This window comes from Ottowia oryzae (assembly GCF_003008535.1).
GTDB lineage: Bacteria > Pseudomonadota > Gammaproteobacteria > Burkholderiales > Burkholderiaceae_C > Ottowia > Ottowia oryzae.
In genome coordinates this window covers 934,272-957,873 of record NZ_CP027666.1, presented here as the reverse complement: position 1 = coordinate 957,873, position 23,602 = coordinate 934,272, and the positions used below count along the sequence as shown (strand labels likewise).

Sequence of the window (23,602 nt, the reverse complement as noted above, 5' to 3'; positions counted from 1 at the left end):
GCACTCTATAAAATCAAGCCATGAGTTTCGACCCCGCCCAAGCCCTGCGCCTGGCCCGAGAGACGCTGGACATCGAGGCGGCCGCCATCCACGGCCTGCAACGCCGGCTGAACGACGATTTCGCGCGCGCCGTGTCGCTGGTGCTGAACGCCAGCGGCCGCGTGGTGGTGATGGGCATGGGCAAAAGCGGCCACATCGGCCGCAAGATCGCGGCGACGCTGGCCTCCACCGGCACGCCGGCCATGTTCGTGCACCCGGCCGAGGCCAGCCACGGCGATCTGGGCATGGTGATGCCCATCGACGTGGTGCTGGCGATTTCCAACAGCGGCGAAGCCGATGAGCTGACCACGCTGCTGCCCTTGATCCGCCGCATGGGCGCCCCTTTGATCGGTATGACCGGCCACCCGCAGTCCACCCTGGCGCGCAACGCCGATCTGGTGCTGGACAGCGGGGTGGAAAAAGAAGCCTGCCCCCTGAACCTGGCCCCCACCGCCAGCACCACCGCGCAAATGGCGCTGGGCGACGCGCTGGCCATGGCGCTGCTGGACGCGCGCGGCTTTCGCGCCGAGGATTTCGCCCGCTCGCACCCTGGCGGCGCGCTGGGGCGGCGCCTGCTGACGCGCGTCATGGACATCATGCGCAGCGGCGATGCCGTCCCGAAGGTTTCGCCCGATGCCACGTTTGGCGAGCTGATGCGCGAGATGACCCACAAGGGCCTGGGCGCCTCTGCCGTGGTGGATGGCGACGCCCACGCGCTCGGCATCTTTACCGACGGCGACCTGCGCCGCTTGGTGGAAACGGGGCGCGATCTGCGGGCGCTGACGGCGCGCGAAGTCATGCACGCCAACCCCCGGCAGATTCGCGACGACGCGCTGGCCGCCGAAGCAGCCAAGCTGATGGAGCAGCACCGCGTGACCGTGCTGCTGGTGCAAGGCCAGGACGGGCGGCTGGTGGGCGCGCTGAACAGCAACGACCTGATGCGGGCGAAGGTCATCTGATGCGCCCTACACTGACCTGGCCCGCCGAAACCCTGCTGCAAGCGCAGGGCGTTCGCATCGTTTTCTTTGACGTGGACGGCGTTCTGACGGATGGCGGCCTGTACTTTTCCGCTGAGGGTGAAACGCTCAAGCGCTTTCACACACTGGATGGCCACGGCATCAAGCTGCTGGCGCAGGCCGGGATCATTCCCGCAGTAATTTCTGGGCGCGACTCCGCCCCGCTGCGCCTGCGGCTGGCCGCACTGGGCGTGACGCACCTGCGCCTGGGCACCGAAGACAAACTGCCCGCCGCGCAAGCGCTGCTGGGCGAAACGGGCCTGACCTGGTCACAGGCTGCCGCCATGGGCGACGATTGGCCTGACCTGCCTGTCATGGCACGCGTGGCCTTCGCCTGCGCGCCGCCCAAGGCCCACGCCGAGGCCAAGGCCACCGCGCAGTACATCACGACCGCCGAGGCCGGCGCCGGCGCGGCACGTGAACTGTGCGACCTGCTGCTGGTAGCCAACGGCCAATACGATCGCCTGCTGCAAACCACGATGGGCCAGGCCCCTGCCGAGAAAGGCGCGCCATGAGCGAATCGCGCCTGGCCCGCATCGGCCGCGACCAGCTTTCCACCTGGCTGCCCGCACTGATGATGATGCTGTTCGCCCTGGGCACCTGGTGGCTGGTGCGCAGCGCACCCAAGTTCCCGACCGACGGCGCCGCGGCGGTGGTTTCGAAAGAGCCCGATTACTTCATGAACCAGTTCAGGGTGCGCGACTTCGACGCCACGGGCCGCCTGACCTCGGACCTGACCGGCGTGGAAGGCCACCACTTCCCGGTCACCGACACGCTCGAGGTGAAAGACCCGCACATGCGATCGGTGGACGACGATGGGCGTGTAACCGTGGCCACCGCGCTGCGCGGAGTTTCCAACGGTGACGGGTCGGAGATCCAGCTGTTTGGCAATGCCGTCATCGTGCGGGAGGCGACGAAGCGCCCCGACGGCACGGCGGTGCCGCGCATGGAGTTTCGCGGCGAATACCTGCATGCGTTCGTGAACGAAGACCGGGTGAGCTCCGACAAACCTGTCGAGCTGCTGCGCGGGGCGGATCGATTCGTCGGCGATCAGCTCGACTACGACAACCGCACAGGTGTAGCGGTGCTGAAAGGGCGCGTGCGGGGCATGCTCCAACCAGCGAAGTAGCCTTCGGTATGCGCAGCCTGACCCGAGCCGTAGCGCAGAGCAGCCGGCCGTTGCGACATGGCTGACACCTCCAGTCTCCCACCTTCGCCGCGCTCGGAGCGGGCTAATGCGCCCTTGGCCTTCATCACTGGCGCATCCAGCGGCATCGGGCAGGCGCTGGCCTGCCGCTACCACCAGGCGGGCTGGCGGTTGGCGCTGGTCGTTCGCCGCGCCGACGAACTGCGGGCCTGGGTGCAGGCACAAGGATGGCCGACTGAGCGCTGCCAAGTCTATTCAGCCGATGTGGCGGTGCCTGACAGCGTCATCGCCGCCGCGCACGCGTGCCTGGCTCAGCAAGGGCTTCCTGATCTGGTGATCGCCAGCGCAGGTATCAGCATCGGCATGGACACCGCCGAGCGAGGCGATCTTGACGTGATGGCGCGCACGTTCGCCGTGAACAACGTCGGTATGGCGGCGACGTTTCACGCCTTCATTCGCCTGATGCGTGAACGCGGCAGCGGCACCTTGGTAGGCATTGCGAGCGTCGCGGCTATTCGCGGCTTGCCAGGGCACGGCGCGTACTGCGCCAGCAAGGCGGGCGTGGTTAGCTACTGCGAAAGCCTGCGGGGCGAGCTGCGCGGCACGGGCGTGCGGGTATTGACGGTGTTGCCAGGGTTCATCGATACGGCGCTCACGCGAGGAAATCGCTACCCCATGCCGTTTCTGATGTCAGCGCCGGATTTCGCTGACCGCGCGTTTCGCGCGATTCAGGCCGGCCGCAGCTACTTCGTCATCCCGTGGCAGATGGGCGTTGTCGCGAAGCTGCTGCGCATGTTGCCGAACAGCTGGTTCGACCGCGCCCTGCAGGGCCGTGGACGCAAGGCGCGCGAAGGCGAGCATCGCTAGATGTGATGTTTCAATAGGTTGTTCACCCGGAAGTATCTGGGAGACTGGAGTTACCAAGCTTCAGTCACCACAAGGAACAACCGAGTGAACACCCACAAGAATGCCAGATTGACCCTTGAAGGACGCAAGTTGCTTGTCCAACGCATTGCTGTGATGGGGCTGATGGCGGCCGCTGAGGCCGCCGGCATCAGCGCGCGCACTGCACTCAAATGGCGCAAGCGCTTCGAGGAACACGGTGAGCAGGGCCTGCTGGACCGCAGCTCGCGCCCGGCCAAGATCCGCACGAGCCTGGATCAGGCACTGTGCCAGCGCATCGAGCTGCTGCGCCGCGCGCGTATGCCCATGCGGCACATCGCCACGGTGGTGGGGCGCAGTGTCGCCACCGTCTGCCGGTTGCTCGCCCAGCTGGGCCTGTCCAGCCTCAAGGCGCTCGATGCGGCGGCGCCGGCGGTGCGCTACGAGCGCGAAGCGCCCGGCGAGCTACTGCATATCGACACCAAGAAGCTCGGGCGCATTGTTCGTCCCGGCCATCGGGTGACGGGCGATCGACGCGATTCGGTGGACGGCGCAGGCTGGGAGTTCGCCCATGTGGCGATCGACGACCACTCGCGCGTGAGCTTCGTGCAGATGCACGCCGACGAGCGCAAGAGCTCGGCCGTGAGCTTTCTGCTGGCAGCAGTGGCGCACTACGAGGCGCTCGGAGTGAAGATCAAGCGCCTGATCACGGACAACGGGTCGGCCTACCGCTCACAGTTGTTTGCCAAGACCTGCAAGGCCCTGGGCATCAAACACACGTTCACCAAGCCTTACCGCCCACAGACCAATGGCAAAGCCGAGCGGTTCATCCAGACATGCCTGCGCGAGTGGGCCTACGGCCGCATCTGGGCCAATAGCGCCGAGCGCACTGAGTGGCTGCCGGCGTTCCTGAGCTACTACAACACACGAAGGCCGCACTCGGCTTTGGGCTACAAGACGCCAGCCTCCCGCCTCTGCGGGAACAACCTATTGCAACTCAACAGCTAGATCTCGCGAAGACGGCCCCTCCCGAAAATCCCATGAAAAAGGCCCCGAAAACGGGGCCTTTTTTGATTAACGCCCTAAGGCGCCAAGTTTGAGTCAACGACTCGGCAGATCAATAGTCGTCGCCGCCGCCATCGCGGCCACCGTCGTAACGGTCGTCGCGACGGCCACCGCCGTAGCCGCCACCGCCACCGCCTTCACGACGACCGCCGCCACCGCCACGGGGGCCTGCGCCGTAGGGGCTGCGGAAGCTGCCGTCGCCGCCAGCATTGCCGCCGCCGCCGTAGCCACCACCGCCTTCACGACGGCCACCGCCACCGTAGCCACCGCCGCCGCCTTCGCGACGACCGCCACCGTAGCCGCCGCCACCGCCGCCGTAACCACCACCGCCGCCGCCGTAGCCGCCGCCACCACCACCGAAACCACCGGTGCGAGGGGGACGCGATTCCATCGGACGCGCTTCGTTGACCACCACATTGCGGCCGCCCAGCGATTGGCCGTTCATGCCGTTGATGGCTGCCTGCGCCTCGTCGTCGCTGCCCATTTCAACGAAGCCAAAGCCTTTGGAGCGACCGGTATCGCGCTCCATCATGACTTTCGCGCTCGTGACCGAGCCAAATTCGGCAAATGCTTGCTCCAGATCGGCGTCGCGCACCGAGTACGGCAAGTTGCCGACGTACAGTTTGTTGCCCATTAAACAGGGACTCCTCAAAGACCAAAGAAAAGCGATGGAGTCCGCAAACCGCCTTCGACGAAGCTGTGCTGGGCCGGCAAGGAAGGGAGACTGACTGTGTTCACCGCAAAGACCACAAGATGTGCCAAACGCACACGCGAAGAATTATGCGGCAGAACCCCCAAAGTCAAGCATCCGGAAAATCCCCGACCAAATTAAACGGCTATTGAACAGGCACTTTGTTGCGCGCAAGATACGACAACACCGGTTTTCGCCCTTAAAAGACACATGCTCTAACAAGATGCACCTTCGCCGCGCATCCCCAGCAGGTCAGCACTGGCGACGACTATGTGGGACGAAGCCACCCAAAATGGGCGAAGGGCGCCCCGAGTCCGCCACCGACGCTGTTGAGATCGGCAAAGGCCCGCCGCTGGGGCTGGCAGGCGCACCTCGCTGCCGGCTGCGCGCTATACTGGTTCTTCAGCGCCGATTTGCCTCAGCTTGCGGGCGCTCAATAAATTCCGCTAAAACCGAGCGCAACGAAACCCGGCGCCGTTTTGGCGGCCCGGGTTTTTTGTTGCCATCATGAGCTTCTTTGTCACCCCGCAGTCGATGTCGTTCGACGCGCCGCTGCAGCTGCAAAGCGGCGCGCAGCTTCGCGGCTACGCGCTCACCTACGAAACCTATGGCCAGCTGAATGCGGGGCGCGACAACGCCGTGCTAATCTGCCACGCGCTGAACGCGTCGCACCACGTGGCGGGCAGCTACGAGGGCCAGGACCGCAGCGAAGGCTGGTGGGACAACATGATCGGCCCCGGCAAGCCGGTGGATACCAATCGCTTTTTCGTCATCGGCATCAACAACCTGGGCTCGTGCTTCGGCTCCACCGGCCCGATGGACACCAACCCAGATACCGGCGAAGTCTATGGCGCCGACTTCCCGGTGGTCACGGTGGAAGACTGGGTCAACGCGCAGGCCAGGCTGCTTGACGCGCTGGGCATCGAGCAGCTGGCCGCTGTGATGGGCGGCAGCCTGGGCGGCATGCAGGCCCTGAGCTGGACGCTACAGTTTCCGCAGCGCGTGCGCCACGCGGTGGTGGTGGCCAGCGCGCCCAACCTGTCGGCCGAGAACATCGCCTTCAACGAGGTGGCGCGCCGCGCCATCGTGACCGACCCCGACTTCTTCGGCGGTCACTTCTACCGCCACGGCGTGGTGCCCAAGCGGGGCCTGCGCATCGCGCGGATGATTGGCCACATCACCTACCTCAGCGACGACGTAATGAACGACAAGTTCGGCCGCAGTCTGCGTACCCCCACGCTCCCCGCTTCGCGTGTTTCGCTGCCCCCCGCGGGGGCTGATCCGGCTCGGGGCGGCCCGGCGCCGGATCTCCGCGATTACTTGTACAGCACGCAGGATGTCGAGTTTCAGATCGAAAGCTATCTGCGCCACCAGGGCGACAAGTTCAGCGACTATTTCGACGCCAACACCTACCTGCTGATCACCCGCGCGCTCGATTACTTCGACCCCGCGCGCGCCTACGGTGGCGATTTGACGCAGGCCCTGGCACGGGCTGCGGCCAAGTTTTTGCTGGTCAGCTTCACCACCGACTGGCGTTTTTCGCCCGCGCGCAGCCGCGAGATCGTCAAGGCGCTGCTGGAAAACCGCCGCGACGTGAGCTACGCCGAGATCGACGCGCCCCACGGCCACGACGCCTTCCTGCTGGAAGACCCCCGCTACATGAACGTCGTGAAGTCCTATTTTGATAGCATCTCGCGCACGCTGGACGGTCGCCAGAGCACCAAAACGCTTGAAAACCCACCCGCAGGAGCAGGCGCATGAGCGACACCGCACTGCTTCAATCCATCGCCCGCTTGGTGCCCGAGGGTTCTCGCGTGCTTGACCTGGGCTGCGGCGACGGCGCCTTGCTCGATTTGCTCACGCGCCAGAAAGGCTGCACGGGCTACGGCATCGAGATCGACGACGCCAATGTGCTGGCCTGCGTGCAGCGCGGCATCAACGTGCTGCAACTCAACCTGCACCAGGGGCTGAAGGCGTTCCAGGACCAGAGCTTTGACGTGGTGCTGCAGATCGATACGCTGCAGCACCTGCGCAATGCCGAAACCATGCTGCGCGAAACCGCGCGCGTGGGGCGTGTGGGCATCGTCGCCTTTCCCAACTTCGCGCACTGGCCCAACCGCCTGAGCGTGGCGCGCGGGCGCATGCCGGTCACGCGGCGGCTGCCTTACCAGTGGTACGACACGCCGAACATCCGCGTGGGCACGTACAAGGACTTTGACGCGCTGGCGCGCAAGAACGGGCTGAAAGTGCTGGATTCTTTCGGCCTGCAGCATGGGCAAGAGGTGCGGATGCTGCCCAACCTGATGGCCGCCACGGCTGTGTTCAAGCTGGCGGCGGCTCGCGCGGGCTGACCCTCTCCGCGCGCGGCAGGCAGGGGGCCGCCGAACCAACCGGTTGGGCCGGCGCGCCGCCACGCCGCAGGGCGCCGCTACCATCGGCCCACCATGAACGCCCTGCCCACCGTCACCGCGCTGGCCGCCGATCTGGCCGCTGGCCGCACCACGTCCCTGCAACTGACCGAAGCCGCGCTGGCGCGCGCGCAAGACCCGGCGGGTGAAGGCGCCCGCGTGTTCACCCGGCTGGACGCCGACCGCGCCCGCGCCGCTGCGCAGGCGTCCGACACGCTGCGCGCGGCAGGCATCGTGCGCTCGCCGCTGGAAGGCCTGCCGATATCGGTCAAGGATTTGTTCGACGTGGCCGGGCAGGTCACGACCGCAGGCTCTGCTGTCTTGAAAGGCGCGGCGCCAGCCGCGCGCAACGCACCGGTGATCGACCGGCTGATCGCCGCAGGCGCCGTGATCGTGGGGCGCACCAACATGACCGAGTTCGCGTTCTCCGGCCTGGGCCTGAACCCGCACTACGGCACGCCGAAGAACCCGTGGGACCGCACCACCGGCCGCATTCCGGGCGGCTCTTCATCCGGCGCAGCCGTGTCGGTGAGCGACGGCATGGCGGTGCTGGGCATCGGCAGCGACACGGGCGGCTCGGTGCGCATCCCGTCCGCCTTGTGCGGGCTGACCGGCTTCAAGCCCACGCAGCGGCGCGTGCCCAACGATGGCGTGCTGCCGCTGTCCACCTCGCTCGATTCGCTGGGCCCGCTGGCGGCCAGCGTGCGCTGCTGCGCGCTGGTGGATGCCGTGCTGGCAGGCTCGCCCGCGCCCAGCGGGGCGGAGCGCCCGCTGCGCCACGCGCGCCTGGCCGTGCCGCAGACGGTGGTGCTGGATGGCATGGACGCCACGGTGGCCGCCACGTTCGAGCGCGCCCTGCAGCGCCTGGCCGACGCGGGCGCCCACGTCATCCGGGTGGACATCCCCGAATTCGCCGAGCTGCCTGCCCTGCACGCGCGCGGCACGCTGGCTGCCGCTGAGGCGTGGGCCTGGCACCGCGCGCTGCTGAGCGAGCGCGGCGACGGCTACGACCCGCGCGTGGCCAGCCGCATCCGGGGCGCGCAAGCCATGGGCGCGGCCGACTACATCGACCTGCTGCACGCGCGCCGCCGCTGGATCGCGCGGATGGAAGCGCGCATCGCCGCGTTCGATGCGCTCGTCATGCCCACCGTGCCCGTCGTCGCCCCGCCCATCGCTGAGCTGCAAGCCAGCGACGACGCCTACACCGCAGCTAACGGCCTCATCTTGCGCAACCCCACGCTGATCAACTTTCTGGACGGCTGCGCCCTGTCGCTGCCCTGCCACGCGCGCGGGCAAGCCCCCGTGGGCCTGATGTTGGCCGGACCCGCCATGGCCGATGCGCGCATCCTGGCGCTGGGCGAAGCGGTGGAAGCCGCGCTGGCCGACTAGGCTGTTACAGCAGCGCGTAAGTGGTGCTGGCGCGGCACACGCTTTTGCCGTCGGCGGCGCTGCTCAGGTCAATCTCACCGAACGCCATGGTCTTGCCTGCGCGCAGCACGCGCGCGTGGATCAGCGCGTCCTGCCCGGAAAGCGGCTTGAGAAAGCTGGTGCTCAGCTGCACCGTGGTGCAGGGGCGAAATTCGCCGAAATGCGCGATCAGCGCCAGCACCATCGCCGTGTCGGCAGCGGCCATCATGGCCTGGCCACACAGCATGCCGCCGGTGCGCGCCAACTGGTCGCTGTGTGGCAGGCGCAGCAGCACCGCACCTTCGGGCTGCGCCGGCTCCACCTGCAGATGCAGCGCCTGCACCCAGGGCGCGAAGTAGTCGGACAGGGCGGCTTGCAAGGTGGCGGTGTCGGTCATCGCGGCATGGTAGCGGCTGTTCAGGCTTTTCGGGGTGCCGCCGAAGGCCCTGCCCCTGCGGCGACAAGGCGCTGGCCGCCACGCGGCGTGCGCGCTGCGCCAGCTTGACCCATTCGCACGCTGACCCGGCGTGCCAGCCGCGCACCGGCGATCCGATTGTTTACAAGCACTTCCGACCGCTAGCGCAGTCCCTACAAGCGCTAGCAGCTATCAATTTTGAAGTAGATTGGTCAATGGACGAACACGCCAGGACGCAGCCTCTGCGGCCCAGCAACCGGCCAGCTCAGCGCCCGAGCAGTGTCGCCAGGTCCGCCATGTGCGCGAACACGCGCTGCGCCCCGGTCGCCAAGAGCGGCGTAGCGTCAACGCCCGGCGGCGCGTAGGCCCACACCGTCGCCCCGGCCGCCACGCCAGCCTGGATGCCCGTGGGCGTGTCTTCCACCACCAGGCAGCGCGCGGGCGGCACGCCCAGGTGTGCCGCCGCGGCCAGGTACACGTCGGGCGCGGGCTTGGTGCGGGGCAACTCGTGGCCGCTGAACACCGCGCCCCCAAACCACCGCGCCAGGCCGACCTGCGCCAGCTGCATTTCCACCTTGAAGCGGTCGGCGCCCGATGCGCAGGCAATGCGACCGCCCGTGGCCGCGTGCGCCGCCTGCACCGCCACGTCGGCGCCGGCGATCGCCTTCAGATCGGCCTGCAGAGCGGCGTTGCGCCGGTCGTAAAACTCGGCCATCCACGCATCGGTCAGCGGCCGGCCGGTGCGCGCTTCGATCAGCGCGGCCTTGCTGCGCACGGTGACGCCGACGAATTCGGCCATGCATGCAGCCAGCGGCATGTCCCAACCCGCATCCGCCAGCATGTCGCGCAGCACGGCCATGGTGATGGGCTCGCTGTCCACCAGCACGCCATCGCAATCAAAAAGAACGGCTTCAAAAGTCATCGTCATACGGCAGAGTTTCCCAGTAACCAAGCGGATCGGAGCGAGGTAAGTTCGATGCAAGCGGCGACCACGTTGTGACCCGATGTGCCCAGCGCCCTGCGCACAAAGCCGAGCGAGCGGCGGCGGAGCAGGCCAGCAAGCAACCGCCGTGGCCAAGCTTGCACCGGCCACTGGCCGTGCCCCCTGAGGGGGTGACGAAACATCGCGCAGCGACTGAAGTCTGGGGGTGGACTTATCTCCTCCAGAACTGTGGCGTGAACAGCACCAGCACCGACAGCAGCTCCAGCCGCCCCAGCAGCATGGCCAGCGTGCACACCCAGATCTGCACGTTCGTCAGCCCGCCAAAGTTGCCCGACGGCCCCACCTTGCCCATGCCGGGCCCGATGTTGTTCAGGCTGCCGACGACGGCGGTGAACGAGGTCACCACGTCCAGCCCCGTGGCCAGCATCGCCATGGTCAGCCCCACCATCACGCCGCCGTAGATCAGCATGAAGGCCATCACGGCCCAGATGACGTCGGGCGGCACCGTCACGCGGCCCAGCGTGACCGGCCGCACCACGCGCGGGTGCAGGATGCGCACCAGCTCGCGCTGCGCCAGCTTGACCAGCACCAGCATGCGCACCATCTTGATGCCACCGCCGGTCGAGCCCGCGCACGACACGAAGCAGCCCAGAAACAGCAGCAGCACCGGCACGAAGGTGGGCCACAGCAGGTAGTCGGTGGTGGCGTAGCCGGTGGTCGTGGCCACCGACACCACCTGAAACGCCGCCTGGCGCAGCGCGGTGGCGAAGTCGGGGTACACACCGTTGACCAGCAGCATGGCCGTGATGACCACCGTGCTGAGCACCAGCACCCAGGCGTAGGCGCGCACCTCGGCGTCGCGCGTGAGCGGCTGCAGCGAATGCAGGCGCCACATCAGGAAGTAGCGCGCAAAGCTCACGCCCGCCAGCGTCATGAACAGCACGGCCGTCCACTCCAGCGCAGGCGAATTCCAGTAGCCAAAGCTCTGGTCGTGCGACGACAGGCCGCCCAGGCCGACGGTGGTGCACATGTGCATGAAGGCGTCGGGCCAGCTCATGCCAAACCAGCGGTAGGCCAGAAAGCACGCCAGCGACAGCACGAAGTACACACCCCACAGCCCGCGCGCAGTTTCGGCCACGCGCGGCGTCAGGCGCTGCTCTTTCATGGGGCCGGGCATCTCGGCCTTGTACAGCTGCGTGCCGCCCAGGCCCAGCAGAGGCAGCACCGCCACGGCCAGCAGCATGATGCCCAGCCCGCCGATCAGCTGCAGGAAGCAGCGCCAGATGTTGACCGACGGGGCCAGCAGGTCCAGCCCCGCCAGGGTGGTGGCGCCGGTGGCGGTCAGCCCGCTCATGGCTTCAAAGTACGCGTCGGTAAAGCTGATGCCGTGCACCACGAACAGCAAGGGCAGCGCGGCATAGAAAGGCAGCACCACCCACACCAGCGTGACCAGCAAGAAGCCGTCGCGCACCGACAGCTCGCGCGAGGTGTGGCGCGTGCGCAGCCACAGCCACGTGCCGCTCAGCAGCGTGAACAGAAAGCACCACGACCACACGCGCGTGTTCTGGCCGCCCTCACCCAGCCAGTCCCACGCCATGGGCACCAGGAAGGCGAACGAGAACCCCATGATCACCCACGAGAGCACGAGAAAGGTGGCGGCAAAGCGCTTCATACGGCAGGCAGCAAACGGGACAGGCGGCGATCGGCGGCGGTGACGATCAGAAGAAGGTGGCGCGCACCTGGAACAGCTTCTCCACCTCGCGCACCATGCGCTTGTGCGGCAGGAAGATGATGACGTGGTCGTCCGTCTCGATCACCGCGTCGTGCGTCGGGTTGACCACGCGCGCGTCGTTGCCCGTGCCGCGCACGATGCCCGCAATGCGCGCGCCCGCGGGCAAGGTGATCTGCTCCACGCGCCGCCCCACCAGGCGCGACGTGCGCGCATCGCCATGGGCTACGCCCTCCAGCGCTTCGGCCGTGCCACGGCGCAGGCTGTGCACCGCCGCCACCGCGCCGCGGCGCACGTGCATCAGCAGCTCGCCAATGACGGCGTTCGATGGCGATATGGCAATGTCGATGGTGCTGCCCTGCATCATGTCGGCGTAGGCGCGGCGGTTGATCAGCGCCATCACGCGCCGCGCGCCCAGGCGCTTGGCCAGCATGGCGGCCATGATGTTGTCTTCGTCGTCGCTGGTGATGGCGATGAACAAGTCCATGTCGGCCACGTTCTCGTCCATCAGCAGCTCTTCGTCCACGCCGTCGCCCTGCAGCACCAGCATCTCCGGCGGCAGCTCGCACGCCAGGTATTCGCAGCGTGCGCGGTCGCGCTCGATCAGCTTGACCTCGCACTTGCCGATCAGGCTGCGCGCCAGCCGCAAGCCCACGCGGCCGCCGCCGGCGATCATCACGCGGCGCACGGGCCGGTCGGGGTTGCCGATGGCGTGCAGCGTGGCGCGCACGCCCTCGCGCGGCACCAGCACGAAGATCTCGTCGCCCGCGAACACGCGGGTGTCGCGGTCAAACGCCTGGTCGCGGTCGCCCCGGTACAGGGCCACGATGCGCACCGGCAGGTCGGGGTTCATCGCGCGAAACTCGGCGATGCTGTGGTTGGCCAGCAGGCTGTCGGGCGCCACGCGCACAGCCACCAGGTGCGCCTTGCCCTGCGAGAACTGCAGCACCTGCAGCGCCTCGGGGTATTCGATCAGCAGGTGGATGTAGCGGGTGACGGAGGCCTCGGGGCAGATCACATGGTCGACCGCAAAGCCGTCCTTGGCCAGCAGCTTGTCGCCCGCCACGAATTCGGGCGAGCGCAGCCGCGCGATGGTGTTGGGTATGCCAAACACGTCGTGCGCGATCTTGCAGGCCACCAGGTTGGTTTCGTCGGCCGACGTGCAGGCGATGAACAGGTCGCAGTCCTCGGCCCCCGCGCCGCGCAGCACCGACGGCTGAATGCCGTTGCCGGTCACGCCGCGCAGTTCCACCCGGTCTTCCAGGGCGTGCAGGCGCTCCGGGTCCGGGTCGACCACGGTGATGTCGTTGGCTTCGGAAGCCAGCGTCTCGGCCACGCTTTCACCCACGCGGCCAGCGCCCAAAATGATGATTCTCATGTTGTCAGCCGCGCGGGTGCGGGCACTCTTTTGCTTCTGTTTTCATAGCTGATGGCGCTGGTGTGTAGGGCGCCGAAGACCAAAAACACTTCAAATCTGGTCACCGTCCAGATACCACCAGCGCGACACGCCCTGCGCGTCGGCCGCGCGCACGAAGCGGCTGCGTTCGTGCAGGCGCACGGCGCGCCCGGCCACCCGCCAGCGGGCGACGAATTCCACTTCGGCACGGTCATCGCCAGTGGCCTGCTGCGCCCGCACCTCCAGCCCCAGCCAACGCGCGCCGGGGTCGAAATCCAGCGCAGCCGGCCGGTGCTCGGCGGCCCAGGTGGCCAGCAGGTAGTCTGCCCTTTCTTGCGTGAAAGCGCTGTAGCGCGACCGCATCAGGCTTTCGGCATCGGGCGCGGGGGTGCTGCCCCAGTGGTCGACGTAGCGGCCGCAGCAGGCGCCCCAGCTCAAGGGCTGGCGGCGGGCATTCTGGCGGCCGCAGGGGCATGGTGCGCTGTCACGGGAGGGCATGGCTTGGGGCAATATCGCGGGGTTTGAAAGCTATTGTCGGAGATTGCCCATGTTTCATCTGAGCGTGCCCTGGTGGGAGTTTGTCGCGCGCGGCCTGGTCGTATACGCCTTGCTGCTGCTGTTCCTGCGCCTGACCGGGCGGCGGCAGATCGGGCAGTACGACCCGTTCGATCTGATCTTGCTGATGCTGCTGTCCAACGCGGTGCAAAACAGCATGAACGCAGGCGACAACTCGCTGGTGGGCGGGCTGATTTCGGCGCTGACGCTGATTGGCTGCCACACGCTGATGGCGCACCTGATGTGGCGGCACCCGCGCCTGGCGCACTGGGTGGACGGCCGCCCGGAAACGCTGATCAGCGACGGCCAGCTGGATGCCAACGTCATGCGCGACCAGCGCCTGACCGCCGACGACGTGCACGCGGCGCTGCGCGCGGCGGGCTGCCTGCAGACGCACGAGGTGCAAAAAGCCACCATCGAAACCAACGGGCAGATCACCGTGGTGCTGCGCAACCGCGATTCCCTGCGCACGGCCGACACCGGCGTTTGACGCGGCAGGCCGCACCAGCCGGCCTGGCGTGCGCCGCCCTTAACATCCGCGCCCATGAACTACACCGCCCAAGACATTCTGAACACGCTGGACCAGGCCGGGCTGGACGACATCCCGATGTTCGACGCGGGCGCTGCCTTCGTCGCGCCCCGGCTGGACGTGTTTCGCGACGACACGCGTTGGGCCATCGTCTTCAACATGGTGGGCTGGGACCAGGACGTGCACACGCAAATCCACCCGCTGGGCCCGCGCATGCGCATGCGCACCTGGATGGGCTACATGAACGCCCGGCACAGCGAGTGGCAGGCCGACGCGCAGCGCGAGCTGGGCGCCCACGCCGACGACCCACTCGCGCTGGCGCAGGCCTTGATGGAAGGCGCGGCGCTAGGCCAGGGCTTCGTGGCCGAGCGGATGAACCAGGTGCAGGACATGGTCCAGCACTATCACCAGTCCGTGAAAAGCGAAGGGCCTTCGGAAGAAGACAAGTTTCTGCACCCGGCCGAGATCGAGATGGATTACGCCGGCGACGACGAGCTGGAGCACGGCCTGCCCCGGGCCGCCCAGGTGCGCGGCCAGCCGGTGAGCGCAGCCGAATTGGCCGAACTGCAGCAACTGGCGCGCAGCAACGCCAGCGAAGGCATCGTGCCCGCCTACGCTTTGGCGTTCATCGAGCAGCACCGCGAAAAACTGTGGGCGCTGCCGCAAGAAGTGGCTGTCTTTTTTGAAGGCGGCCTGCCCCCGCACTTCATGACGCTGTACGAATGGGAGCACCCCGACCTCGCCAACGAACAGAAGCCCGGCGAACTGGCCAGCTGGCAAAGCCTGGCCCGCGCGATGGCGCACAACGACCGCAGTGCCTACCAGCCCGGGCCAGCCAACACGGACTGGCGGCGCTGGGAAAACATTTGACGGTGGTGCCAAGCGCCTGAGCGGGCGCAGCGCGCGTCACGGTTCAGCAGCACTTGCACTATATTTTCAATAGCTGCCGGCGCACGACTCAACTGCGCCAGGGCGGGTTTTCATCCCTAACCCGCGTTACACCAGACCCAGATCGCGCGGCGCCACGCCGTCGAACACCTTGGCCAGCTGCGCCGGGCGCAGGCCGAACTGGCGGGCGAACAGGCCGCCCAGCACCGCGCGGTATTCGTTGAGCACGCGCAGGTCGCGGTTCTGGAACAAGTGCGCCTGGTCCACCACCACCTGCTCGCCCAACACCTTGCCGCCGCGCACGCCGCCGCCCAACACCCAGTACACCGTGCCGTGGCCGTGGTCGGTGCCGCGGTTGCCGTTCTGGCGGAAGGTGCGGCCAAATTCGCTGATGACCACCACCGTGGTGTCGCGCCACGCGGGGCCCATGGCGGCGGGCAACTGCGCCAGGCCGTCGCCCAGGTTGCCCAGGCGCGTGGCCAGGTCGCCCTTCACGCCGCCCTGGTTGACGTGGGTGTCCCAGCCGCCCACGTCGACAAAACCCAGGTTGTAGCCCTGCGCCATCAGGCGGCCGATGCGCTGCGCCTCGGCGCTGAAGCCGCGCGCGCTGACGGCGCCGCGACCGGCGGCGTCCATCTCGGCGCTCAGCTGGCGGGCGACGTTGGCGCGCACGGCAAAGCCTTCCTGCACGGGCGCGGCCAGCGGGGTGTCTTCGTACATGTCGGCGATCAGGCGGCTTTGCCGCGCGTCCAGCGCGGATTTGCCCACAGAGCGCAGCGCCATGTTGGGCACCTGCGCGCGGCCCTGCATGGACAGCGGCAGCTGGTCGGTGAAGGCCATGGGCGCGGCGCCGTTGACCACTTCGGCCAGGCGGTTCAGGAAGCCCGACCGGTAGTCGCGCCGCCGGTCCAGCGGCTGACCCAGCTCGATGCCGTCCTGCGTTTCAAAGTGGCTGCGCGAGGTGTCGTCCGTGCCCGCAAAGGGCACGAAAGCCAGCTCGCCTTTCTGGTACAGCGGCCACAGGTTGCCTGCCAGCGCAGGGTGCAGGCCCCAGTTGGCGTCCAGCGCGATGGCCGTGGGGTTGGCCGGATCGGCGGCGGCGCCAGCAGCAGGCGGCCGTGCGATGGCGATGTCTGGGCGGCTTTCGTAATAGAAGTTGCTGGCCGTGGGCACCAGCAGGTTGCAGCAGTCGTACGCGCCGCGCAAAAAGACGATGAGCAGCTTGGACGAGGCCGCAGGGGCGGCCAGCAGCGCACCCGCGCCACCGGCGATAGGCAACATGCCCAGGGTTTGCAAAAGACGACGGCGTTGCATGACAGATTCCTTGGCTAAGAAGGGGGCGCGCTTTCAGCGGCGCATGAATTCGGGCGACGAGAGCAGCAGGGCATTCCACTCGGCCGGCGACTTGGCCTGGCCCAACGCCTGGCGGGTGCGCGCACCCAGCGCGTCGGCGCCCGGGGGTTGGCCGTACAGCGCATGCGCACCGTCGGGTGCGGGCAAGGGTGCAGCGGGCGGCGTGGGCGCAGCGGCGGGGCTGCCGGGCACCGGTGGTTCGACGGCCTGGCGCAGATCGGGCCGCGCCGCGCCAATGGCCCGGGCCAGCTCGAAGCGCGTTTCCATCTGGCCCGAGCTGGACCAGGCGCTGTCGTTCAGCGGGTAGCCGTCGGGCGTCTGGCGGCCGTACAGCGGCTCGCCCAGGCGATTCAGCCAGCCCAGCGCGGGCGCGGTGTTGAGGATCGGCGTGTCGCCATAACTCAGGCGCAGTGCCGACACCACGTAGCGCATCGGGTCCTTGAACTTGCCACCGGCGCCGCGCTGGAACTCATTGGAAGTGAACAGCGTACGCAACGTGGCGGCGATGTCGCCATCGCTGCGCTGGAAGGTTTGCGCCATGCGGTCGACCAGCGCACGCGGCGCGTCGTCTGACAGCCAGTAGTGGGCCAGCTTGCCGCTGATGAAGCGCGCGGTGGCGGGCGCGCGGGCCAGGCGGTCCAGCGCCTGATCCACCTCGGCCAGGCCCTGGCCGGGCACGGGCTGGCCCAGGAATACCTTGGGCCCGAAGTCGTGGCGGCGCGGGTTGAATTCAAACAAACCCTGGCGCACGTACAGGGCCTGCTGCGCCGCTGGCAGGCGCGGCTGATCGCCGCCCAATTTGGTCTGCACGCCCACGCCGGTCAGCACCCGGGCGAGCTCCTGCACGTCGCGCTGCGTGTAGCCCGCGTCCACGCCCAGGGTGTGCAGCTCCATCAGCTCGCGCGCGTAGTTTTCGTTGAGGCGGCCCGAAGCGTTCTGGGCGTTGTCCAGAAACTGCAGCATGGCCGGGTGGCGCACCACGGCCCCCAGCAGATCGCGGAAACGCCCCAGCGCATGCGGGCGGATGGCGCTGTCTTCGTAGTCGCCCAGCATGGCGCGGATTTCGCCCTTGCCCTGGAACACGCTGAAGTGGTTCAGCCAGAACCAGGTCATCTGCTCTTGCACCTGGCGGGGCGAATACACGGCGCGCAGCAGGTGGCGCTGGGCGGCCTCGCGCGCCAGGCGGTTCATCTCCTGCTGCCAGGCGTTGCGCGCGGCCTGCTTGGCCGCATCGTCAGGCAGCGCGTTGGCGGCCTGGCGCTGCTGCACCATGTCGGCCACCAGTTCGGCCACGGGGCGCTGCGAGATCGTCATCGCATTGATCTGCGCCTGCACCGGGCCGGGCAGCGTGGGCGGCGCTGACGATGGGCGAAGCTGCGCGTCGAGCCAAGCCTGCGCAGAGCTGCGCGACAAGGCCGCCACGGCGGGTACGCTGGCGCCCCAGGTCAAGCGGGTGGCACTTTGCAGCGCGGTGGCCGGGTCGCTGGACGTGCCCACGGCCGCGCAGCCACCGACCAGCGCCAAACCAAGCAAGCCACCCAGCCATCGCCCGCGCTGGCCCTGGTTGCGCAACAAACCGGCAACGCCGGGCCAACGGGCACTGCGCAAGGGCAGCGTGGAAAGTGAGGGCTTCATACGGGGCGTGCTTCAGTCAGCGGCTTGTTCCAAGCCTATGCTGACAACGCCTGTGCGCCTACCGCGGATGGCCGGTGTTTACACTTTCGCGCCAACTTCAGCGGCGCTTCATGTTAGGGCCCGCTACCGGCAACGCCCGGTTTACAAGGCGCGCTGGATGATGATCTTCTGCACGTCGCTGGTGCCTTCGTAGATCTGACACACGCGCACATCGCGGTAAATGCGCTCGAGCGGAAAGTCGTTCACGTAGCCGTAGCCGCCCAGCGTTTGAATAGCGGCGCTGCACACCGCTTCGGCCGTCTCGCTGGCAAACAGCTTGGCCATGGCCGCTTCCTTCAGGCATGGTAGACCCGCGTCGCGCAGGCTGGCGGCGTGCCAGATCAGCTGGCGCGCCGCCTCCAGCCGGGTGGCGCAGTCGGCCAGGCGAAAACCCACGGCTTGGTGGTTGAAGATGGCGGTACCAAAGCTCTCGCGCTCTTTGGCGTAGCCAATGGCCACCTCCAGCGCGCTGCGCGCCATGCCCACGCTTTGCGCGGCGATGCCGATGCGCCCGCCTTCCAGCGCGCTGAGGGCGATCTTGTAGCCCTCGCCTTCCTGACCGATCAGGTTCTCGGCCGGCACGCGGCAGCTTTCCAGGTTGATCTGCGCGGTGTCGCTGCTGTGCTGGCCCAGCTTGTCTTCCAGCCGCGCCACCACCCAGCCGGGGTTGCCCAGGTTGTGCGTGGGCACGATGAAGGCGCTCATGCCCTTTTTGCCGGCCGCCTTGTCGGTCACGGCGATCACCACCGCCACGTGGCCGTTCTGCCCGCTGGTGATGAACTGCTTGACGCCGTTGATCACGTACTCATCGCCCTCGCGCACCGCCGTGGTGCGCAGGCTGGAGGCGTCGCTGCCCACGTGCGGCTCGGTCAGGCAGAAGGCGCCCAGCATCTCACCGCGCGCGGCCGGCACCAGCCATTGCTGCTTTTGCGCTTCGGTGCCGTAGCGCATCAGGATGGCGTTGTAGGGGCAATTGGTGACGCTGATGGCGGTGCTGGTGCCGCCGTCGCCGGCAGCGATTTCCTCCAGCACCAGCGCCAGCGTGAGGTAGTCCAGCCCGGCGCCGCCGTAGGCCTCGGGCACGCAGATGCCGTAGGCGCCCAGCTCGGCCAGGCCCTGGTGCGCTGCCTTGGGAAAGTGGTGATCGCGGTCCCACTGGGGCGCGTGCGGCCACAGCTGTTCCTGCGCGAACACGCGAACCGCATCGCGGATGGCCTGATGGTCGGGGCTGAGAAGCATGGTGAAGGGTGGCAGTTGGCTAGGGGTGGATGAAATCCGTGCGCGGGCTCAGCGGCCCTGCGACAGATCCATGACGAGGCGCGACACCAGGTACAGGCGGCGCGGGATGGCGTCGATCGCCACGTACTCCTCGCGATCGCTGTGGTAGCCGAAGCCCGGCAGGCCCAGGCCTTCGAGCACCGGCTTGCCCGACAGCGCCGCGTACGCCGCGTCGGTACCGGCGGTGGTGCGCGGCAGGATGGTCAATACCGCGCCCGCTTCCTTGTAGATGGCAATGGCCTTGTCCACCAGCGCGCGGCCCTCGGCGGTGGCGGTGAAAGCGGGGCGCCCGCGCGTCACCTCGATGGTGATCACCGATTTGGCCAGCTTCTTTTCGCCCTGGATGCGGCTTTCCAGCGTGCGCAGCAGGCGCTCCAGCGCGGCGTTGTCGGCGTAGCGAATGTCGGCCTGCAGCTCGGCCCGATCGGGCACCACGTTGTGCACGCTGCCCGCCTTGCCCAGCGTCCAGTTGAAGCGCAGGTTGTGCTCGGGGTCGTCCAGATCCTGCGTGCGCCGCACGATGTCGGCCGCTTCGACCAGCGCGTTCACGCCCTGCTCGGGGTTGGCGCCCGCGTGGGCCGCCAGGCCTTGCACGGCCACCTTGTAGTACACGATGCCAGACGTGCCCCAGGTCAGCAGCTCGTCGCCCGCCGTGGTGGGCTCGAACGACAGCACCACGTCCGCCTGGCCGGCCAGCCGCTGGATCAGTGCCCGCGACCCGTACGAGCCGCCCTCTTCATCGGTGTTGAACATCACCACCACTTCGCCCCAGCCGTCGAAGCCGCGCGCCTTCAACAGCTTCAGCGTGTGCAGGATCACGGCCACACCGCTCTTGTCGTCGGCGATGCCAGGGCCGTAGGCGCGCCCGCCGTCGATCCGAAACGGCGCCCGCGCCAGCGTGCCCCGGGGGTACACCGTGTCCATGTGCGCGATCAGCAGCAGCTTGCGCTGGCCCCGCCCCGCGATGCGCCCGACGATGTTGTCGCCCACCTTGCCCGCCTCGGCCGGGTGGCGCGTGACGGTGGCGCCCAGCGCCTGCAGCTCGCGCTGCAGCAGCGCGCCCATGGCGGCCAGGCCTTCGGCATCGCCGGTGCCGGTTTCGATGTTGACCAGCGCCTGCAGCGTTTGCAGCGTGGCGGCCTGCTCTGCCTTCGCGGCGTTCATCAGGGCCTGATCGAGTGGCGCCACGGCGGCGGGTGCGCCACCCGCCATGCCCGCCATGCCCGCCCCACCGGGCGCGCCGGCGGTGTGCGCGCACCCCGTCATCAGCAAGGCCAGCGTAACGGCTGCGAAGCCCATGCGGCGGGCGAATCCGGCGTGCATCATTTGTCTCGTGTTTTGTTCTGTCACTTATGCCACCACTTTAGCCCAGGGTGTCGCGCGTGCCGGGGCTGGGCGAATGGGCTGATGCGCCAGCGCGCCCGTCGCCAATCACCATGTTGACGCGCGCTGTCCGTCGTACGAGAAAAACGCGCCCTGGTCCTGCGGCGTGACGGCCGCCATCACGCGGCGCATGCCAGCGGCGCTTTGTACCGCGGTGACGGGCGCGCTGCTGCCGCCCATGTCGGTCTGCACCCAGCCAGGGTGCAGACACACCAGCGTGGCGCCGGGGTAGCTGGCCTGGGCAGACTTCACCGCCATGTTCAACGCGGCCTTGCTCACGCGGTAAAGCCACGCGCCCGAGCTGCCCACCTCGCCAATCAAACCCATCGCGCTGGAGATGAAGGCCATGCGCCCGCCCGCCGATTCCACCAGCGGCACCACCTGCGGAATGACCTGCATGGCCCCCAGCACGTTGGTGTGCATCACGCTGTCGAACTGCTCGCGCGTGGGCGGCTGGGTAGCGTTGGCGCGGCTGCAGATCACGCCGGCCACGTACCAGGCGGTGTCGATCTTCTCGCCATCCAGCTGCCAGGCCAGCCCGCTCACGCTGGCCACGTCGGCCACGTCCAGCCGCAGGGCCTGGGCGCCCAGCTCGCGCAACTGCGCCAGCGCCGTCTCACTGCGCGCGGTGGCGATGACGCGTTCGCCCGCGTCGATGGCCTGGCGCGCCAGTTCCAGGCCGATACCGCGCGAGGCGGCAATGATCAAGGTAGTGCTCATGGTGGGTTTGGGGAGTGTTGGGCGAGGCCGCGCCGGGTGAGGCGGCGCGTTGACGGATTCCGTAGCCGGGTCTTCAGGCGATTTGCTATTGAATAGTGAGCTGCTGGCGCTCTATGCACCTGCGCCAGCGGCTGTTTTATTTCATGGGATCGGGTCTCAGAGCGCAAACGGCACACAGCGCGCCAGCCCGGTCACAAACCTTCGGCCGCCAGCTGCGTGCGGTAGCGCGCTGCGGCCTCTTCGTCGGTTTCGGTGACGATGGCGCTGCCCAGCTGGCTTTTCAGCATCGCGTTCATGCTTGCTGGGGAAGGTGCCCGGCGCCACGCGCGCGGTTGGGTTCCACACCTGCGCACGCATCAGCGCCTTGGGGCAGTGCAGGTAGGCCTCTTGCACCTGCACCTCAATCACCAGGGCGGGCAGGCGCGTGGCGCCGGGCGCGGCAAAGCGCTGGGTGAACGCCGCTTCATCGCGCAGGCGCGCCGTGCCATTCACGCGAAACACCTCGTCCACGCCGGGCACCAGAAACAGCACGCCGATGCGCGGGTCGGCCACCAGGTTTTCCAGCGTGTCCAGGCGGTTGTTGCCGGTGGCGTCGGGGATCAGCAGCGTGCGTTCATCCGCCACCTGCACAAAGCCCGGCGGGCCGCCGCGCGGCGATGCGTCCAGCAGGCCGCCGGCCGCGCCCGCGCTGGCCAGCACGCACAGCGGCGCGTGCGCGACGAAGCGGCGCATGGCCTCGTCCAGCCGGTCCAGCTGCTTGGCGCGCGAGCGGGCCGATGCCTGCGGGTACAGCTGGCGCAAGGCTTCAACGGATTCGATCATGGCAACCTCTTTTCAAGCCAAATCGGCCTGCGGCGCTGGTGTGGCCAGCGCCAGCAGCTATTCAAATCAGAGCAACTCAACCGCCATCGCCGTCGCCTCGCCGCCTCCGATGCACAGCGTGGCCAGGCCTTTCTTGAGGCCCCGGTTCTTCAGCGCGTACAGCAGCGTGACGAGAATGCGCGCGCCGCTGGCGCCGATGGGGTGGCCCAGCGCGCAGGCGCCGCCGTTCACGTTCACCTTGTCGTGCGGCACCTTCAGATCGTGCATCAGCGCCATGGGCACCACGGCAAAGGCTTCGTTGATTTCCCACAGGTCCACGTCGCCCACCTGCCAGCCCGCCTTGGCCAACGCCTTTTCGGTCGCGCCGATGGGCGCGGTGCTGAACCATTCCGGCTCTTGCGCGTGCGTGGCGTGGCTGACGATGCGCGCCAGCGGCTGCACGCCCAGCTTCTGCGCCGTGCTTTCGCGCATCAGCACCATGGCGGCGGCGCCGTCGTTGATGCTGGAGCTGCTGGCCGCCGTGACCGTGCCGTCTTTCTTGAACGCGGGCTTGAGCGTGGGAATCTTGTCCACATTGATCTTGCCCGGGCCTTCGTCTGTGCTGACCACGCGCTCGCCCTTGCGGTCTTTCACCGTGACGGGGGCGATCTCATCCTTGAACGCTCCGTTATTCGTAGCTGCCTGCGCACGCTGCACGCTGGCTACCGCGAAGTTGTCTTGTTGCTCTCGGGTGAAGTGGTACTTGGCGGCGCAGTCTTCGCCAAAGGTGCCCATGCTGCGGCCGGGCTCGTAAGCGTCTTCCAGGCCGTCGAGCATCATGTGGTCAAAGATGCGGTCGTGCCCCAGGCGGTAGCCGCCGCGCGCCTTTTGCAGCAGGTAGGGCGCGCCGGTCATGCTTTCCATGCCGCCGGCCACCAGCACGTCGTGGCTGCCCGCCACCAGCATGTCGTGCGCGAACATCGCCGCGCGCATGCCCGAGCCGCACATCTTGCTGAGCGTGACCGCACCCGCCGACTTGGCCAGCCCGCCCTTGAACGCCGCCTGCCGCGCCGGCGCCTGGCCCTGGCCCGCCAGCAAGCAGTTGCCGAACAGCACCTCGGTCACCAACTCGGGCGCAATGCCGGCGCGCTCCACGGCCGCCTTGATGGCGACGCCACCCAGGTCGTGCGCGGCCAGGTTGGCAAAGTCGCCCTGGAACGCGCCCATGGGGGTGCGGGCGGCGGAAACGATGACGATGGGGTCTGACATTCGCATTCTCCTAG

Annotated in this window: 23 protein-coding genes; 10 read left to right on the top strand and 13 right to left on the bottom strand. The window is 68.0% G+C overall.

Going from position 1 to position 23,602, the window contains the following annotated elements; translation table 11 throughout:
* Positions 1 to 20: 20 nt before the first annotated feature.
* The 5 genes from C6570_RS04430 (at position 21) to C6570_RS04410 (ending at position 4,092) form a co-directional block, all read left to right on the top strand.
* On the top strand, positions 21 to 998 hold the full coding sequence (locus C6570_RS04430) for a KpsF/GutQ family sugar-phosphate isomerase (RefSeq protein ID WP_106702143.1): 978 nt from the start codon (positions 21 to 23) through the stop codon (positions 996 to 998).
* Positions 998 to 1,570 (top strand): KdsC family phosphatase, encoded by a 573-nt coding sequence (locus C6570_RS04425; RefSeq protein WP_106702142.1) that lies wholly within the window; start codon positions 998 to 1,000, stop codon positions 1,568 to 1,570. The genes C6570_RS04430 and C6570_RS04425 overlap by 1 nt, the downstream gene beginning before the upstream one ends.
* On the top strand, positions 1,567 to 2,184 hold the full coding sequence (gene lptC / locus C6570_RS04420; RefSeq protein WP_106702141.1) for an LPS export ABC transporter periplasmic protein LptC: 618 nt from the start codon (positions 1,567 to 1,569) through the stop codon (positions 2,182 to 2,184). Before C6570_RS04425 ends, lptC begins: the two co-directional genes overlap by 4 nt.
* A 57-nt stretch (positions 2,185 to 2,241) precedes the next feature.
* Entirely contained in the window at positions 2,242 to 3,069 is an 828-nt protein-coding gene (locus C6570_RS04415; protein ID WP_106702140.1) for an SDR family oxidoreductase, read from the top strand.
* An 84-nt stretch (positions 3,070 to 3,153) separates the two neighbouring features.
* Positions 3,154 to 4,092: an IS481 family transposase gene (locus C6570_RS04410; protein WP_106702139.1), complete on the top strand. Its 939-nt coding sequence runs from the start codon at positions 3,154 to 3,156 to the stop codon at positions 4,090 to 4,092.
* Between the two features lie 109 nt (positions 4,093 to 4,201).
* On the opposite strand, the gene C6570_RS04405 is transcribed toward C6570_RS04410, so the two are convergent.
* Positions 4,202 to 4,783: an RNA recognition motif domain-containing protein gene (locus C6570_RS04405; protein ID WP_106702138.1), complete on the bottom strand. Its 582-nt coding sequence runs from the start codon at positions 4,781 to 4,783 to the stop codon at positions 4,202 to 4,204.
* Positions 4,784 to 5,347: 564 nt separating this feature from the next.
* Here C6570_RS04405 and metX point away from each other — a divergent pair.
* The 3 genes from metX (at position 5,348) to C6570_RS04390 (ending at position 8,637) form a co-directional block, all read left to right on the top strand.
* Positions 5,348 to 6,601 (top strand): homoserine O-acetyltransferase MetX, encoded by a 1,254-nt coding sequence (gene metX / locus C6570_RS04400; RefSeq protein WP_106702137.1) that lies wholly within the window; start codon positions 5,348 to 5,350, stop codon positions 6,599 to 6,601.
* Positions 6,598 to 7,191: a methionine biosynthesis protein MetW gene (gene metW / locus C6570_RS04395; protein WP_106702136.1), complete on the top strand. Its 594-nt coding sequence runs from the start codon at positions 6,598 to 6,600 to the stop codon at positions 7,189 to 7,191. Before metX ends, metW begins: the two co-directional genes overlap by 4 nt.
* Before the next feature lie 93 nt (positions 7,192 to 7,284).
* Positions 7,285 to 8,637, top strand: a complete 1,353-nt coding sequence (locus C6570_RS04390; protein WP_211297644.1) for an amidase — start codon at positions 7,285 to 7,287, stop codon at positions 8,635 to 8,637.
* 4 nt (positions 8,638 to 8,641) lie between these two features.
* Here the strand turns inward: C6570_RS04390 and C6570_RS04385 are convergent, their stop codons facing one another.
* The 5 genes from C6570_RS04385 to C6570_RS04365 form a co-directional block, all read right to left on the bottom strand.
* Entirely contained in the window at positions 8,642 to 9,052 is a 411-nt protein-coding gene (locus C6570_RS04385) for a PaaI family thioesterase (RefSeq protein ID WP_106702135.1), read from the bottom strand.
* Positions 9,053 to 9,335: 283 nt separating this feature from the next.
* The gene (locus tag C6570_RS04380) at positions 9,336 to 9,992 is read right to left on the bottom strand and encodes an HAD family hydrolase (RefSeq protein WP_211297681.1); all 657 of its coding nucleotides are present in this window, start codon (positions 9,990 to 9,992) and stop codon (positions 9,336 to 9,338) included.
* Positions 9,993 to 10,224: 232 nt separating this feature from the next.
* Positions 10,225 to 11,685 carry a TrkH family potassium uptake protein gene (locus C6570_RS04375; protein WP_106702133.1) on the bottom strand — a complete coding sequence of 487 codons (1,461 nt, stop codon included), beginning with the start codon at positions 11,683 to 11,685 and terminating at the stop codon, positions 10,225 to 10,227.
* A gap of 46 nt (positions 11,686 to 11,731) precedes the next feature.
* A complete protein-coding gene (trkA, locus tag C6570_RS04370; RefSeq protein WP_106702132.1) occupies positions 11,732 to 13,120 on the bottom strand; it encodes a Trk system potassium transporter TrkA in 1,389 nt (462 codons plus the stop codon).
* 90 nt (positions 13,121 to 13,210) lie between these two features.
* Complete coding sequence (locus tag C6570_RS04365; RefSeq protein WP_106702131.1) at positions 13,211 to 13,636, bottom strand: YchJ family protein; 426 nt, start codon at positions 13,634 to 13,636, stop codon at positions 13,211 to 13,213.
* Between the two features lie 49 nt (positions 13,637 to 13,685).
* On the opposite strand from C6570_RS04365, the gene C6570_RS04360 reads away from it, so the two are divergent.
* The gene (locus tag C6570_RS04360) at positions 13,686 to 14,183 is read left to right on the top strand and encodes a DUF421 domain-containing protein (protein WP_106702130.1); all 498 of its coding nucleotides are present in this window, start codon (positions 13,686 to 13,688) and stop codon (positions 14,181 to 14,183) included.
* A gap of 54 nt (positions 14,184 to 14,237) precedes the next feature.
* Positions 14,238 to 15,092 carry a DUF7003 family protein gene (locus C6570_RS04355; RefSeq protein ID WP_106702129.1) on the top strand — a complete coding sequence of 285 codons (855 nt, stop codon included), beginning with the start codon at positions 14,238 to 14,240 and terminating at the stop codon, positions 15,090 to 15,092.
* Positions 15,093 to 15,218: 126 nt separating this feature from the next.
* On the opposite strand, the gene C6570_RS04350 is transcribed toward C6570_RS04355, so the two are convergent.
* The 7 genes from C6570_RS04350 to C6570_RS04320 form a co-directional block, all read right to left on the bottom strand.
* Positions 15,219 to 16,424: a DUF1501 domain-containing protein gene (locus C6570_RS04350; RefSeq protein WP_106702128.1), complete on the bottom strand. Its 1,206-nt coding sequence runs from the start codon at positions 16,422 to 16,424 to the stop codon at positions 15,219 to 15,221.
* A gap of 33 nt (positions 16,425 to 16,457) precedes the next feature.
* Positions 16,458 to 18,098, bottom strand: coding sequence for a DUF1800 domain-containing protein (locus C6570_RS04345; protein ID WP_211297643.1), 1,641 nt, complete (start codon positions 18,096 to 18,098; stop codon positions 16,458 to 16,460).
* A 141-nt stretch (positions 18,099 to 18,239) separates the two neighbouring features.
* Positions 18,240 to 19,376, bottom strand: a complete 1,137-nt coding sequence (locus C6570_RS04340; RefSeq protein ID WP_106702127.1) for an acyl-CoA dehydrogenase family protein — start codon at positions 19,374 to 19,376, stop codon at positions 18,240 to 18,242.
* A gap of 48 nt (positions 19,377 to 19,424) precedes the next feature.
* Positions 19,425 to 20,738 (bottom strand): glutamate carboxypeptidase, encoded by a 1,314-nt coding sequence (locus tag C6570_RS04335; protein ID WP_245896295.1) that lies wholly within the window; start codon positions 20,736 to 20,738, stop codon positions 19,425 to 19,427.
* A gap of 108 nt (positions 20,739 to 20,846) precedes the next feature.
* Positions 20,847 to 21,518, bottom strand: coding sequence for an SDR family oxidoreductase (locus C6570_RS04330; RefSeq protein ID WP_106702126.1), 672 nt, complete (start codon positions 21,516 to 21,518; stop codon positions 20,847 to 20,849).
* A 156-nt stretch (positions 21,519 to 21,674) separates the two neighbouring features.
* Positions 21,675 to 22,340 carry an MSMEG_1061 family FMN-dependent PPOX-type flavoprotein gene (locus tag C6570_RS04325; RefSeq protein ID WP_211297642.1) on the bottom strand — a complete coding sequence of 222 codons (666 nt, stop codon included), beginning with the start codon at positions 22,338 to 22,340 and terminating at the stop codon, positions 21,675 to 21,677.
* 66 nt (positions 22,341 to 22,406) lie between these two features.
* Positions 22,407 to 23,588 carry an acetyl-CoA C-acyltransferase gene (locus C6570_RS04320; protein ID WP_106702125.1) on the bottom strand — a complete coding sequence of 394 codons (1,182 nt, stop codon included), beginning with the start codon at positions 23,586 to 23,588 and terminating at the stop codon, positions 22,407 to 22,409.
* Positions 23,589 to 23,602 lie beyond the last annotated feature (14 nt).